General features: G+C 60.4%; 13 protein-coding genes. 9 read left to right on the top strand and 4 right to left on the bottom strand.

Annotated elements, in window-relative coordinates; translation table 11 throughout:
- Positions 1 to 11 precede the first annotated feature (11 nt).
- From EL18_RS13720 to EL18_RS13705, 4 genes are read right to left on the bottom strand one after another with little or no spacing between them, the layout of a single operon-like run.
- Positions 12 to 1070, bottom strand: coding sequence for a D-TA family PLP-dependent enzyme (locus EL18_RS13720; protein ID WP_036485460.1), 1059 nt, complete (start codon positions 1068 to 1070; stop codon positions 12 to 14).
- 4 nt (positions 1071 to 1074) lie between these two features.
- Positions 1075 to 1986, bottom strand: coding sequence for a MurR/RpiR family transcriptional regulator (locus EL18_RS13715; RefSeq protein WP_051914290.1), 912 nt, complete (start codon positions 1984 to 1986; stop codon positions 1075 to 1077).
- A gap of 2 nt (positions 1987 to 1988) precedes the next feature.
- Entirely contained in the window at positions 1989 to 3044 is a 1056-nt protein-coding gene (locus EL18_RS13710; protein ID WP_036485459.1) for an ABC transporter ATP-binding protein, read from the bottom strand.
- A gap of 12 nt (positions 3045 to 3056) precedes the next feature.
- Entirely contained in the window at positions 3057 to 3815 is a 759-nt protein-coding gene (locus EL18_RS13705; RefSeq protein ID WP_036485458.1) for an SDR family NAD(P)-dependent oxidoreductase, read from the bottom strand.
- Between the two features lie 260 nt (positions 3816 to 4075).
- Here EL18_RS13705 and EL18_RS13700 point away from each other — a divergent pair, with 260 nt between their 5' ends.
- From EL18_RS13700 to EL18_RS13660, 9 genes are all read left to right on the top strand, one after another.
- Positions 4076 to 5308: an ABC transporter substrate-binding protein gene (locus tag EL18_RS13700; protein WP_036485455.1), complete on the top strand. Its 1233-nt coding sequence runs from the start codon at positions 4076 to 4078 to the stop codon at positions 5306 to 5308.
- Positions 5309 to 5398: 90 nt separating this feature from the next.
- Positions 5399 to 6274 (top strand): carbohydrate ABC transporter permease, encoded by an 876-nt coding sequence (locus tag EL18_RS13695; protein ID WP_036485453.1) that lies wholly within the window; start codon positions 5399 to 5401, stop codon positions 6272 to 6274.
- Complete coding sequence (locus tag EL18_RS13690; protein WP_036485451.1) at positions 6271 to 7095, top strand: carbohydrate ABC transporter permease; 825 nt, start codon at positions 6271 to 6273, stop codon at positions 7093 to 7095. Before EL18_RS13695 ends, EL18_RS13690 begins: the two co-directional genes overlap by 4 nt.
- Before the next feature lie 19 nt (positions 7096 to 7114).
- Complete coding sequence (locus tag EL18_RS13685) at positions 7115 to 7480, top strand: RidA family protein (protein WP_036485448.1); 366 nt, start codon at positions 7115 to 7117, stop codon at positions 7478 to 7480.
- A 29-nt stretch (positions 7481 to 7509) separates the two neighbouring features.
- Positions 7510 to 8976, top strand: a complete 1467-nt coding sequence (locus EL18_RS13680) for a M81 family metallopeptidase (RefSeq protein ID WP_036485446.1) — start codon at positions 7510 to 7512, stop codon at positions 8974 to 8976.
- A 115-nt stretch (positions 8977 to 9091) separates the two neighbouring features.
- Complete coding sequence (locus EL18_RS13675; protein ID WP_036485444.1) at positions 9092 to 10432, top strand: alanine/glycine:cation symporter family protein; 1341 nt, start codon at positions 9092 to 9094, stop codon at positions 10430 to 10432.
- 158 nt (positions 10433 to 10590) lie between these two features.
- Positions 10591 to 12036, top strand: a complete 1446-nt coding sequence (locus EL18_RS13670) for an NAD-dependent succinate-semialdehyde dehydrogenase (protein WP_036485442.1) — start codon at positions 10591 to 10593, stop codon at positions 12034 to 12036.
- Positions 12037 to 12122: 86 nt separating this feature from the next.
- Positions 12123 to 13511, top strand: coding sequence for a hypothetical protein (locus EL18_RS13665; protein WP_051914287.1), 1389 nt, complete (start codon positions 12123 to 12125; stop codon positions 13509 to 13511).
- A 121-nt stretch (positions 13512 to 13632) separates the two neighbouring features.
- Positions 13633 to 14922 carry an ABC transporter substrate-binding protein gene (locus tag EL18_RS13660; RefSeq protein WP_036485438.1) on the top strand — a complete coding sequence of 430 codons (1290 nt, stop codon included), beginning with the start codon at positions 13633 to 13635 and terminating at the stop codon, positions 14920 to 14922.
- The last annotated feature ends 1 nt before the right edge of the window (position 14923 follow it).

Raw genomic sequence — 14923 nt, 5'->3', positions numbered from 1 at the left:
TTGTTCGATTCTCAGCTCAACCGGCCACGCGCGGCAACCGGTAGCGTTTCCACCACGTCATCGCCTTCAACCAGATTGACCTCGTCGAACAGGTTCGAGACGACGCAGACATGGTTGGGGATGATGTGCAGCTTTTCGCCGATTTCCGGCTTTCGGCTGCACTCGCTCAGATCAATCACCCCATGCTCCTCACTGAGCGTGGTGATGACAGCTTCGGGATAGCCGACGACATGGCCGTGGCCGGGCACTGGTGCAATATCGGCGGCAAGCGCCTTGGAGCCCGCATCGATGACGGCACGGTCATCTGTCGGCCGGCTGACCACCTGCGCCAGAACGGTCAGTGCACAGTCCTCTAGTGTGCGGTGGCCAAATGCCACTTGCATGCGGTCTGAATAGACGTAGGTGCCCGGCCGATACTCCGTGGCGGTTGTGATGCCGGCAATCTCATACATGTCCGGCGTTCCGCCATTCGAAATAAGCTCGACGCTCAGGCCTTCTGCCTCAAGCGCCTCTACTGCACGCTGAAGCCATGCTTCCACTTCGAGGGCTCGCCCGCGCGGGGGGTAGGTCATCAGGCCTTGAAATCGCAGGCCTGGTGCTCCCGCGATCCGCTTCGCAAGCGCCACGACCTCCTCGACATCCTGCACGCCGCAGCGGCCCATACCCGTATCGCATTCGATCAGAACCGGCAGCGCATGGTCCGGATCGGTGAAGTGCCCCGCATACCCGTCGATGGTCACGAGGCTGTCCGCAGTGACCGAAACGCGGATCCGCTCATGCAGAGCAGCCAGACGAGCAAGCTTGGCCTCACCCAATATGTTGTACGGAATGAAGATGTCTTCGAGGCCGCCGTCAGCCATGACCTCGGCTTCACCCAACTTCTGGCAGGTGATCCCGATGGCGCCCAGTTCCACCTGGCGGCGCGCGAGGATCGGCAATTTGTGCGTCTTGATATGCGGGCGCAACTTGAAGCCATGCTGGTCGGCATAGGCTTGCGCTCTTGCAAGATTGGCTTCCACCTTGGCGCGATCGATCACGACCGCAGGCGTCTCCAGGTCGGTTATGCGCACGGCATCAGTCTCCGATGGGTAGATCAGGATTGCGGATATTCTGGCTGGCAAGGCTGTGGCGTACCCTGCGCAGCGGCTCCAGCACTTTCGGCCCGATCGTGTGGGCCGTCGTCATTGCAATGATGTCGACGGCAGCCAAAAGCGCATAGCGCGTGGAAGACGGCTTGTAGAGATTGCCGTCTTCCTTGAAGGTCAACGGCAGAAGTGCGTCTCCCGCTGCGGCAAGCGGCGTGTTCGGAGAGGTCACAACCAGCGCACTTGCACCATATTGACGGCCGATGGTGACAGCGTCGGTGACAGAGGAAGCCTGTCCCGAGACCGAAAATCCGATCACCACCGCTCGCGGCTCGAGAACGGATGCGCTCATGCGCTGAAGCTGAGGGTCCGTATGCGCCGTCACATGCAGTCCAAGCCGGAAAAGCCGGTTTTGCAGTTCCACGGCGGCAAAGGACGAGCTGCCGCCGGTACCATAGATAAGGATCTGGCTCGCCTTGCTGATCCGCCGCGCCATCGGTTCAAGATCGATTTCAGCCAGAGCCATGGACATGAGGTCGAGCGCGGCATGGGCACCGGAAGAAACTTTGGCGACTACCTGTGTAGTCACGGGCAGGTCTTCCGGCGGCGGACTTGATTCACGAAGATAGGCACCGCCGATGGCCAAAGCCTGTGCCAGATGGAAACGCATCTCGCGCGTTCCGGGAAAACCAAGCGCTCGCGCCAGCCGGGTTATGGTCGGTTCGCTCACCCCTGCGCGTTCCGCGATCTGGGCGATCGGGGCATGGGCCGCGAAATGCGGATCGGCGAGAATGCTTTCCACGAGTCGGATTTCGGCACCGCGCCCACGCTCCAGTCGATCCTGGAGCCGGGCGATGATGTCGACGGTCCGCGTGCTCTCGTCCTGCATCCCCTTGGGCATCGCTATCCCGCCTGCAGCCGCACGCCGCTTTCCCTGTCGAACAGATGAACATGTTCGACAGGCACCGAAAGGCGCAGCTTTTCGCCCGGACGCGGAAGATCGCGATCGCGCAGCACCACGCGCACATCCGCGCCAGCGATCTTGCCGAAAATGTGGATCTCGGGGCCTGTCGGCTCGACCACCTCGACTAACAGCGATAGCGGCCCTGCAGCATCGCGCTGATAGCATTCCGGCCGGATGCCAACCGTCACGTACCGATTCTGACCGGTGGCAGAGATTGGCAGGCGAGAGCCATCTTCCAGAACCGCGAAGGCGCCTTCGGTCTGCGCATCGAGAAAGCTCATTGCCGGAGACCCGATGAATCCGGCTACAAACTTGTTCGTCGGCCGGTCATAGAGTTCAAGCGGCGTACCCACCTGCTCGATATTGCCGCCATTCATGACGACGATCCGGTCAGCCATGGTCATGGCCTCGATCTGGTCATGCGTCACATAGACGATCGTGGTGCCGAGCTTCTGGTGCAGCGCCTTGATCTCGGTGCGCATCTGGATGCGAAGCTTGGCGTCCAGATTGGAAAGGGGTTCGTCGAACAGGAACACCTTCGGATCCCGTACAATGGCACGCCCCATCGCCACGCGCTGGCGCTGACCGCCGGAAAGCTGACCCGGCTTGCGATCGAGATAGTCCTTCAGATTGAGGATTTCGGCAGCGCGCCCGATGCGTCGCTCCGTGTCCTCCTTGGGTTCGCCGCGAACGCGTGGGCCGAAGCTGATATTCTCCCGCACCGTCATATGCGGGAACAGGGCATAGGACTGAAACACCATCGAGGTGTCGCGCTTCTGGGGCGAAATGTCGTTTGCGCGCGCGCCGGCGATGATGAGATCGCCGCCGGAAATCTCCTCCAGTCCTGCGATCATGCGCAGAAGCGTGGACTTGCCACAGCCCGAGGGACCCACGAGCACGACAAACTCGCCATCGTTGATCGAAAGCGAGAGGCTTCTGATCACCTCATGCGTGCCGTAGCGCTTGGAAATGTCTTTGAGTACGAGTTCAGCCATGCTGGATGCTCCTCATCCGGCTATCTGTTCAAGGAAGGGAAGATTTCCTGCCGAAATCCCGCCATCGACGGGAAGCACCGTTCCGGTGATGCCGCTGGCAAGCGGCGACGCCAGGAATGCGGCGGCGCGCGCCACCTCTTCCGGCATGACCATCCGTCCCAGCGGATAAAGACGCTTCACCTTTTCCAGGATCGTCGGGTCGCGCTCGATGCGATGATCCCACGCCATTGTGCGAACCGAACCCGGCGTTATCGCATTGGCGCGAATGCCGTGACGGCCCTCTTCGGTGGCAACCGCGCGCATCCAGGCGTTGAGACCCGCCTTGGCCGCGGCATAGGCCGGATTACCGTAGTGCGAAAGAGCGTTGACCGAGGAGATGAAGACAAAGGTCGCCCCGCCTTCAAGATTGCGCATGGCCGGCAGGAATGCCTGCGACAGCCGCGCCGCGCTACGAAGATTGAGGTTGATCTCGTGGCTGAGGGCGTCGGGAGTCACGTCCTCGAGCGTCTCGGCACGCGTCCAGCCGGCATTGGAGATCACGGCGCGCGGCGCACCATTGCTGCAGATGGCCTTGGCCGCGGCTTCAACGGCATCATCGTCAAGCAGATCGAAGCCGTGGGCCTCGCACACATTCGGGCCAGCGACATCGTCGGCCTTCAGGTCGCAAGCGATGACCTCGGCGCCGAACCCGGCCAGAACGTCGATCATGGCTCCGCCGATGCCACCGGCAGCGCCTGTCACGACGATTCGCTGTCCATTCAGATCCAACATTTTTCTCCCGTCCGCTTGTTGCGGCTTCGATTGGTTCCCCTAAGGCCGGGCGCTCTGAGAACCCTGCCCGCTACCGTAGTGTTTGCTGAATTTTCGTAATTTAGCAACACGATTGTGCGATTTTCCTTGATTAATCCGAAATTCTGTAAAAAAATTACATCACTGGTTCGAGTGACCGGCGCCCGGCTGACGAACAAGAACAAGAAAAAATGAGCGGGCTGGAATTCGTGCAAACCCTAGAGAGGAACTGGGAGACGAATATGAGAAAGTTCGGATTGACCACTGCACTGGCAGGAGCCGCATTCCTGTCGCTTGCAGGCATGGCAGCTGCAGAGACAGTGCGGGTAACCGTCGCGGAGTACAGCTCCAAGACCGGACCCTATTTCGAAGAGGCCGCCAAGGCATTCGAGGAAGCCAACCCTGACGCCGACATCCAGATTGAGGTCGTGCCTTGGGATGTCCTGCTCCAGAAGCTGACTACCGACATCTCCGGTGGCGCCAATGCCGACCTGTCGATCATCGGCACGCGCTGGCTGATCGATTTCGTCGAACAGGGCATCGCAGCACCGCTCGACGACTATATGTCCGATGAATTCAAGGAGCGCTTCTTCCCCGTGTTCCTTGAGCCATCCGTGATGGACGGAAAGACCTACGGCCTGCCCATCGCAGCCTCTGCACGTGCGATGTATTACAACAAGGACCTGTTCGAGCAGGCAGGCGTGACGGAAGTTCCCGACACATGGGAAGAACTTGCTGCAGCGGCTGAAAAGATCAGCGCCCTTGGCGATGACATTGCCGGATTTGGCCTGCAGGGCAAGGAAATCGAGACCGACGTCTATTTCTACTATGCCTTCTGGGCCCATGGTGGCGAACTGGTGGAAGAAGACGGCACGTCCGGCCTCGACAGCGAGGCGGCCTACAAGGCGGCCGAGACCTACAAGTCTCTGATCGAGTCCGGCGCAACGCAGCCAGGCGTCACATCCTACAATCGCGAGGACGTGCAGAACCTGTTCAAGCAGGGCAAGGTCGGCATGATGATTACCGCGCCTTTCCTTTCCAACCAGATCAAGGAAGAGGCCCCCGATCTCGAATATGGCGTCGCTGCGATCCCTGCAGGACCTGACGGTGACCGTGGCACCTATGGTGTGACCGACTCGATCATCATGTTCGAGAACTCCGAGAACAAGGATCTCGCCTGGAAATTCCTCGACATGCTCTTCACCACCGAATGGCGTGCGAAATTCACCGAAGGTGAGGGTTTCCTGCCGGTCAACCCGGAAGTGGCCAAGCAGCCGGCCTTCGCGGACAATGCGGATCTGAAGGCTTTCACCGGGCTTCTGCCGGATGCGCGTTTCGCACCTGTCATTCCGGGCTGGGAAGAAATCGCTGCGAAAACGTCCGACGCGATCCAGACGATCTATCTGGGTGACGCCGATCCCAAAGCGACGCTTGACGCGGCCGCTGAGGATATCAATGGCATCCTTGGCAACTGATAGCCCAACGGCGAAGGACATGCGCGCAGTTGCGCGCATGTCCCTGCCTCAAGCCCTCCCGCTCACGCGCCGGAAGATCGAAACGGGACCATGATCCGCTCGCCTCTGACAAATCCATATGTGCTGATCCTGCCAGGCTTCTTGCTGGCGGCCTTCATCATCCTATGGCCGCTCTACCAGCTCGGGATGATCTCGCTGAACGAAGTGAACCGCTTCGGCCAGTTGCGCGGCTTCAATGACGCGGAGAACTATATTGCCGTCTTCACCGATCCGGATTTCCTCGGCGCATTGTGGCGCACGGCCATCTGGACCGGCGGCATCGTGATCGGAACGCTGCTGGTGTCGGTCCCCGTCGCGATCATCCTCAATGACGAATTCTATGGCCGCTCCATCGCTCGCGTCATCATCATGCTGCCCTGGGCGGTATCGCTGACGATGACCGCCATTGTCTGGCGCTGGGCGCTGAATGGCGAAAGCGGCATGCTCAATTCCGGTCTCCAGAATCTTGGTCTGATCGACCAGAACATACAGTGGCTGGCACGCGCCTCGACCGCCTTCCCGGTTCAGATCATGATCGGCATTCTGGTGACGATCCCGTTCACCACCACGATCTTTCTCGGTGGCCTCTCCTCGATCCCCGATGATCTCTATGAGGCGGCACGGCTGGAAGGTGCATCACGCTGGCAGACATTCCGCGAGATCACCCTGCCCCTGATGAAGCCCTTCCTGAACATCTCGATCGTCCTCAACATGATCTATGTGTTCAACTCCTTCCCGATCATCTGGGCGACCACGCAAGGCGGACCGGCGAACTCCACCGACATTCTCGTGACCTATCTCTACAAGCTCGGCTTCCGCTTCGGAAAACTCGGTGAGGCATCGGCACTGTCGGTGATGATGTTCGCGCTGCTGCTCGCCTTCACCATCCTCTATGTCTCGCTGGCAATGCGGAGGGACAGCAAATGAACAAGAAGCTGAAGAAGTCGCTGCTCTACTGGCTTTTCCTGTCGCCGCTGATCGTTCTGATCCTGTTTCCCTTTGCGGTCATGTTCATCACCGCGATCAAGCCCTCGAACGAGGTTCTGGCTCCCACCTGGTGGCCACAGGAACCCGCCTGGCGCAACTTCATCGACATGTGGGCGGTGACCAATTTCGGCAATGCGCTGTGGAACTCGGTCTATGTCTCGGTCCTGTCGACCATGCTGGCGCTCGCGGTCTCCATTCCGGCCGCCTATGCGATGAGCCGCTTCCGCTTCAAGGGCCAGGGCTTCTTCCGCCAGTTCCTCCTGGTCTCGCAGATGCTCTCACCCATCGTCCTGGTCATCGGCCTGTTCCGCCTCGTTGTCTGGCTCGGCCTTCTGGACAATGTGAATTCGATCGTCTTCGTCTACGGCGCCTTCAATGTCGCCTTCACCGTGTGGATGCTGCAAAGCTACTTCTCCACCATCCCGAAGGATCTCGAGGAAGCCGCCTGGATTGAAGGGGCAAGTCCCGCCAAGGCGCTGGTGATGGTCTTCCTGCCGCTCGCCCTTCCGGCAATGACGGTGACGGCCATCTTCTCCTTCATCAATGCGTGGAACGAGTTCGTGATCGCACTCACCATGCTGCGCCGACAGGAGAGCTACACGCTGCCGATCCAGATCTTCTCGCTGGTCGCCGGCCGGTACACGGTCGAGTGGCACCATGTGATGGCAGCCACCTTCGTCGCCACCATACCCGTCGCAATCGTCTTCGCCTGGCTGCAGCGCTATCTCGTGCGTGGCCTTGCGATCGGTGCAGTCAAATAGATAAGAAAGGTTCTCACTCATGACCAAGCAGTGCTTTGGCACTTCCCACGTGCCCCTCTCCCCGGCCGTCCGTGCAGGCGATTTCGTCTACATCTCCGGACAGGTTCCGGTAGGCCAGGATGGAGTGGTCGTGGTCGGCGGCATTACCGAGCAGACCCATCAGGTGATGAAAAATGTCAAAGCCGCGCTGGAACTCGCCGGCTGCTCGCTCGAGGACGTCGTGAAAACCACCGTCTGGATCGAGGACGCCCGCGATTTCGGCCCCTTCAATGCTGCCTATGCGCAGTATTTCCCGAAGGACCCGCCCGCGCGCACGACCGTGGAATCCCGCCTCATGCTCGATATCAAGATCGAGGTGGAAGCGGTCGCCTATAAGCCGCTTTAAGCAGAACACGAACCCGGACAATCATCCCCATGCGCGTATTCACGGCGTCACTAGCCACCGAGACAAACACCTTCTCGCCGGTACCTACCGACCGGGAAGCATTCGAGATGGCTTTCTACGCCGGTCCGGGCGAGCATCCCGAGACGCCGACCTTGTGCTCGGCGCCAATCCCGGTGCTGCGCCGTCGCGCGAGGGAAGAGGGGTTCACGCTCATCGAGGGCACGGCCACCTGGGCGGAGCCCGGGGGGCTTGTGCGCCTCGATGTCTACGAAGAACTTCGTGACGAGATCCTCGATCAGTTGCGCGCGGCCATGCCGGTGGACTGCGTCGTTCTTGGCCTGCATGGTGCCATGGTGGCGCGCGGGCTCGACGATTGTGAGGGCGACCTCCTGGCGCGCGTGCGCGAAATCGTCGGTCCGGATGTCGTCGTGGCAGCCGAGCTTGATCCCCACAGCCACCTGACGAAGAAGCGAGTCGCAGCCGCAGACATCCTTGCCGCTTTCCACGAATTCCCGCACACGGATTTCGTTGAGCGCGCGGAGCATGTGGTGGAACTGGCATTGCGCGCTACGAGAGGTGAAATAAAACCAGTCATCTCGACTTTCGACTGCCGCATGATTGATGTCTTCCCGACCAGTCGTCAGCCCATGCGTTCCTTCGTGGACCGGATGCAGGCGCTTCAGGGGAAGGACGATATCCTCTCCGTCTCGCTGATCCACGGCTTCATGGCCGGTGATGTGCCCGAACTTGGCACGCAAGTGATCGTGGTATCCGACAACGCACAGGACAAAGGCGAGGCCCTGGCGGAAAAGCTCGGCCAGGAAGTGCGCGCCATGCGCGGCACGACCAAGATGGAAACCATCACGGTGGACGAGGCTGTCGCACGGGCAAAGGCTGGCCCCTTGAACGGAAAGCCGGTGGTCATTGCCGATATGTGGGACAATCCCGGCGGGGGGACGGCGGGCGACAACACCGTTCTCCTTCACGCTCTGGTCGATGCAGGGGTCCGCAATTTCGGACTTGCAACGATCTGGGACCCGCAGGCGGTAGCCTTCGCCCATGGCGCAGGCGAAGGGACGGTGCTGGACATGCGCATCGGCGGCAAGGCCAATGCTGCAAGCGGCAAGCCCTTTGACGGGACCTTCGAGATACGCAAGCTGGCCACCGAAGGCTGGCAAAGCTTTGGCAAGAGCCGTGTGACGCTTGGTCCCGCAGCGCTCATCCGCCTGGTTGGGACCGAGATCGACATCATCCTGAACACCAACCGTACACAGACTTTCGAGCCGGACATTTTCTCCAATCTGGGTGTTGATCTGAGTGCCAAGCAGGCGCTTCTGATCAAGTCGACCAACCATTTTCACGCAGGCTTCGCGCCGATTGCCGGCGAAATTGTCTATGCGGTGGTCGAGGGATGCTATCCGCACGACCCGAAAACCGCAGGCTACCAGAAGCTGGCGCGGCCCATCTGGCCAATTCGTGAGGATCTGTTCGCCTGAGGCGCAGGAGCGCCAGGCCCGGCCAGCGCGTGCACATAGCTTGGCCCATTGACTCGCTTGGCTCGCATCAAGCCTATGCAGGCTTCGATTCCAACGGAGGATATGGAAGGATTCCATGGCGGGTCTGACTGAGTTTTTCAATGTGTTGGGAGGATGGGTCTGGGGCCCATATATGCTGACGCTTCTCGTCGGCACGGGTGTTTTCCTGACCCTGCGCCTCTTCTTCCTGCAGTTTTCCATGCTGCCGCTCGCGCTCAAGATGGCCTTCGGCGGTCATCCCAGGAATCGCGATCCCGGCGACATCACCCATTTCCAGGCGCTGATGACGGCACTCGCCGCAACAATCGGCACCGGTAACATCGCCGGCGTTGCAACAGCTGTTGTCGCCGGTGGCCCCGGTGCCGTTTTCTGGATGTGGGTGACGGCCGTTTTCGGCATGGCCACCAAATATGCAGAGGGTCTGCTGGCGGTGAAATACCGCATCGTCGACGAAAACGGGCAGATGTCCGGCGGGCCGATGTACTACATCGAGCGCGGCCTCAACATGAAGTGGCTCGGCGTGCTCTTCGCAATCTTCGGCTCGGTCGCAGCATTTGGGATCGGCAGCTCGGTCCGGTCGAATTCCGTCGCCCAATCCATCCAGACCAGCTTCGGCATCGACACCTGGATCACCGGCGTGGTGCTGACGACGCTCACCGCAGTCGTGATCCTTGGCGGCATCCGCTCGATTGCCCGGGTAACCTCTGTCGTGGTGCCGTTCATGGCGGTCATCTATGTGCTCGGTGGGCTGGTCATCATCCTGATGAATGTCGACCAGGTTCTGCCTGCCTTCAGCCTGATCTTCACCGACGCCTTCACCGGTGAAGCCGTGGCAGGTGGTGCGCTGGGTGCGGTGATCCGTTACGGCGTGGCACGCGGCGTATTCTCGAACGAGGCCGGCATGGGTTCCGCCCCGATCGCGGCCGCCGCCGCCAAGACGGATCATCCGGCACGCCAGGCGCTGGTCTCGATGACGGGCACCTTTCTGGACACGATCGTGGTCTGCACGATCACCGGCCTCGTGCTTGTGATGGGCGGCTTCTACATGGACGGTGAAACGGGTGCATCCCTGACCACCAGCACTTTCGATGCGCTTTTGCCGGGACCGGGTGGCTGGATCGTGACCTTCGGCCTGATCTTCTTCGCCTACTCCACCATTCTCGGCTGGAGCTATTACGGCGAGAAGTGCTTCGAATATCTGTTCGGCGCGAGGGCAATCATTCTTTACCGGATTGTCTATACGGCATCGGTACTGATGGGCACCATCGTCACGCTTGATCTGGTTTGGGCCGCCTCCGACACCTTCAACGGACTGATGGCGGTGCCCAACCTGATTGGCCTACTGCTTCTGTCCGGCGTTGTCGTCAAGGAGACGAAGGACTTCAAGGCGCGACGTGCAAGCGGCGAACTGTATTGATGATTAGAGGGCGGGCGTTCATAAGTGTCCCGCCCTTTTTCCTGAATTATCGACCCGCCTTGTCCGAGGTCCGGGTTTCAACCCACCATTTCTCTGCCCATATGCAAGTGGCACGATCAGGCAGCTTTGCCTGTAATGAAAACGAGTAAAGGATTATCATGGCTCAGAACGGCGCATATCCCGACACGAAACTGTTCATCAACGGCCAGTGGCGCGCCGGCGCGGAAGGCAAGACCATTGATGTGGTTGATCCCGCAACGGAAGAGGTCATCGGCAAGGTTGCGCATGCAACCAAGGCCGATCTCGATGCGGCGCTTGAAGCGGTGGACAAAGGCTTCAAGACCTGGAGCGCGACCTCCGCTTACGAGCGTTCGAAGCTGATGCGCAAGGCAGCCGAAATCCTGCGCGAGCGCAGCGACGCGATCGCCGATATCATGGTGCGCGAGCAGGGAAAGCCACGCGCGGAAGCCAAGACAGAGACTATGGCCGCAGCCGACGTGATCGACTGGTTCGCCGAAGAAGCCCGCCGCACCTACGGTCAGATTATTCCGGGGCGCGCTGCAGGCGTAACCCAGATGGCGCTGAAATTGCCCGTAGGTCCGGTCGCGGCCTTCACGCCCTGGAACTTCCCAATCAACCAGGTCGTGCGCAAGCTTTCAGGGGCCCTGGCCGCAGGCTGTTCGATTATCGTGAAGGCACCGGAGGAAACGCCGGCCTCTCCTGCTGAGCTTATCCGCGCTTTCGCCGATGCCGGCATTCCCGAGGGTGTGGTGAACCTCGTCTATGGTGTGCCCGCCGAGATCTCGGAGTATCTCATTCCGCACCCGACCATCCGCAAGATCTCCTTCACCGGTTCCACGCCTGTGGGCAAGCATCTGGCCGCCCTTGCCGGCCAGCACATGAAACGCGCCACGATGGAGCTCGGCGGCCATGCGCCCGCGATGATCTTCAAGGATGCTGATCTGGACAAGGCAGTGAAGGTCATGGCGGCTTCGAAATTCCGCAATGCCGGACAGGTCTGCGTGTCCCCGACGCGCTTCCTCGTGGAAGAGCCTGTCTATGACGAGGTCGTGGAAAGCTTCACGGCTGCCGCCAAGGCGATCAATGTCGGCAATGGCCTGGAAGAAGGCACCCAGATGGGACCGCTCGCCAATGAACGGCGCATTCCGGCCCTTGAGGAGCTGATCCAGGATGCTGTCGATCACGGTGCAGAGGTCAAGACCGGTGGTCGCCGTATCGGCAACAAGGGCTACTTCTTCGAGCCAACCGTTCTGTCGAATGTGCCGACCAAGGCACGGATCATGAATGAAGAGCCATTCGGCCCTGTTGCGGTATTCAGCCGTTTCTCCTCGCTGGATGAGGTGATTGACGAGGCAAACCGCCTGCCATTCGGCCTTGCATCCTACGCCTTCACCGGTTCGGCAGACACCGCCAACCAGCTTGGCATGCGCGTTGAGGCGGGTATGACCACGATCAACCACAATGGCCTGGCCCTTCCGGAGGTGCCCTTCGGCGGCATCAAGGATTCCGGCCACGGCACCGAGGGCGGTTCGGAGGCGATCGAAGCCTATCTCGTCACGAAATTCGTGACCCAGACCGCCTGATCGGTTGTTTCAGATTTTCATGGAAGGGCGCGCGAGCACGGCTTGCGCGCCCTTTTCTTTTGTCGTCGGAAAGGGATGATGGCGCCATGACAAGAGTTCTCGCCGTATTTCCCCTCCTATGCCTGACGACCGCCGAAGCTCTGGCCCATGCCTCTGAGCGCGGTCACGTTCTGCTGCTTCCAACGCATCTCTATCTTTGGGGCGGTGCACTGACGGTGGCGGCAAGCTTCCTGATGCTCTTGGCTCTGCCACCGCAAGTGCTGGTCCGCGCGTTCGGGCACAGGATGCATATCAGTGATATATCTATTGCACCACTGTGGGTTATCGGTATTTTCTCTTCACTACTTGTGCTTGTTGGCCTGCTGGCTGGCTGGCTAGGCAGTCGTGACCCGCTCTCCAACCCGCTTCCCCTGCTGATATGGACACTGCTCTGGCTGTCTCTGCCGCTGCTTCATGCTCTTGTCGGAGATATGTGGCGCTGGCTCAATCCCTGGACAGCCCTCTGGCGGGCAATCGGAAAACCCGGTCTGAACCTGCGCCTGCCACGACGGGTCGGCTACTGGCCAGCCACGCTTCTGCTGTTCTGCTTCGCCTGGCTTGAACTGGTCTACCCAGCACCGGATGACCCACGGCAACTGGCAATGTTCACCGCCGCCTATTTCCTCCTGACCATGGCCGGCATCCTCGCCTTTGGTCATCGTCGCTGGATGGCGCGGGGCGAGTTTCTCGGGATCTTCTTTCGCACCGCAGCCCGCCTGTCGCCCCTGGCCTCATCGGGCATTGGCCGACGCAGAAAGCTGTCCCTGACAATACCGGGCGGCCGTCTTTCCCGCGTACACCCTCTTCCCCTGAGCGGCATTGCCTTCGTGCTTTTGCTGATCGCCTATATCTCCTTCGACGGCTTAATGAAGACCTTCACCTGGCTTCACATGATCGGCACGAATCCTCTGCTCTATCCCGGCCGTACGGCACTCCTGCTACCGAACTCACTTGGCTTGTCCGGCGCCTGGGCAGGTTTTTCGCTGTGCTTCTTTGCAGCGGTCCTTGCGGGAGATCGCATGGCGGGCGGGCGGGCGCCCATGCGCGCAGCAGGCCTGCTCATCTGGTCGTTGATCCCGATTGCCCTTGCCTATCACTTCTCGCATTACCTCGTGGTGATGCTGGTCAATCTGCAATACGCTTTCGTCGCCGCATCCGACCCCTTCGCCACGGGGCTGAACCTTTTCGGGACCGCCGATTACCACGTCCGCGCCGGTGTCGTCTTGGGCGCACATGCCGCCCAACTGATCTGGAACGCGCAGGCAATCGCCATCGTGGGCGGCCATGTGCTGGCCGTGGCGCTTGCCCACGGCCTGGCGCTTCGCCACTACGGCACAGCTGATCGTGCCTTCAGGAGCCAGGTCCCAATGGCCATGCTCATGATCTTTTATACGCTGCTCGGGCTCTGGCTGCTCTCCTCGCCCACCGCCGGATGATGAGCTGACGCTAGGTAAGGGCATCATATTGCCAAGCCTGAGGATAGATGGTTTACGTTGCACCCCGATTGATTTGCTGCAGCGCGATATGCTGCAGCCAGCAAGCCCAGGAGGCAGTGCAATGACCAGCAATGGCATCTCCACCCCTTTCTCCCGTCGCTCGGTATTGAAGGGCTTGGGCGCCACCACCGGTCTGATCACCGCTCCAGGCTTCACGCGCTTTGCGCAGGCACAAAGCTCCGAGCCCATCCGTATCGGTTTCCAGTGCCATCGCACGGGCATCGGCGCATCCTATGGACGCTGGTATGAGCGCACCACCATGGCCGCCGCCAAGCTCATCAACGAGGCTGGCGGCATCAATGGTCGTCCGCTGGAAATCGTCATCGAGGATGACGGTACGGACCCTGCGCGCGGGGCCGAAGTGGTTGAGAAATTCGCCAACCAGCACAAGGTCGACCTCGTCTATGGCACCCTCTTCAGCCACGTCGTGGTTGGCTCCGCCCCGGCGGCTGGTGAGTTGAAGATGCCCTATTACGTGGTCAGCGAAGGCTACCACGTCGCCTCCGGCAAGTTGAACCGCTATTGCCTCCAGCCCGGCATCACCGATGTGAAGGCGCAGGTCCGCTCGGTCGCGCCATGGATCGCAGACAATCTGGGGAAGAAGGTCACGCTGGTCTATCCGGACTATGCCTTCGGCCACGACCACCGCGATTTCTTCGAGCCTGCCATCCAGGCGCAGGGCGGCGAGGTGGTCGCCAAGGTCGCAATACCGCCGACCGAAACCTCCTTCACCCGCTACCTGCCGCAGATTCCGCGAAATACCGACGTGATCTACCACGTGATGGTGGGCCCTGCCGTACTCACCTTCGTGAAAGAACTGGGCGAGTTCTTCGGCAATTCCGGCCCCCAGCTCTTCGGCTTCATCGATTCACTGGAAGCGGTAAACATCAACAGCCCGGGCCTAGAATTTCTCGATGGCAGCCATTTCTGGGAAGGCATGCCCCGTTACGCCCAGCCTGATCAGCCTGACTATGTGGATTTCTACCGCAAGACGGTTGGCATCAACGACGAGGGCGCCAGCGTGAATGACGCCAATGACGTCTCCACCAACGCCCATATGTTCGGCTGCTGGGAAACGCTCTTCGTCATCAAGCGCGCAATGGAAGCCGCCAACTATCAAGGCCCGCAGGATCGGCAAAAGCTGATCGAAGCCACCGAGGCGATGGAGGAAATGGAAGCCGGGCGTGAACATCCGCAAGGCCGCAAGATCTTCAATGGCAAGATCCACCAGGCATTCGGCGAGCAAAGCATCTCGAAGCTCGAGGGCGGTCGTTTGAACGTGGTCCACCGCACAAGCGTCGAGGATGGGCTCTACGAGGCGGAAGCCGACTACACCACGCAGTCCTTCTGAT

It is taken from the genome of Nitratireductor basaltis, assembly GCF_000733725.1.
Lineage (GTDB): Bacteria > Pseudomonadota > Alphaproteobacteria > Rhizobiales > Rhizobiaceae > Chelativorans > Chelativorans basaltis.
The sequence above is the reverse complement of the archived record's forward strand: the minus strand, read 5'-3'. Positions and strand labels throughout refer to the sequence as shown.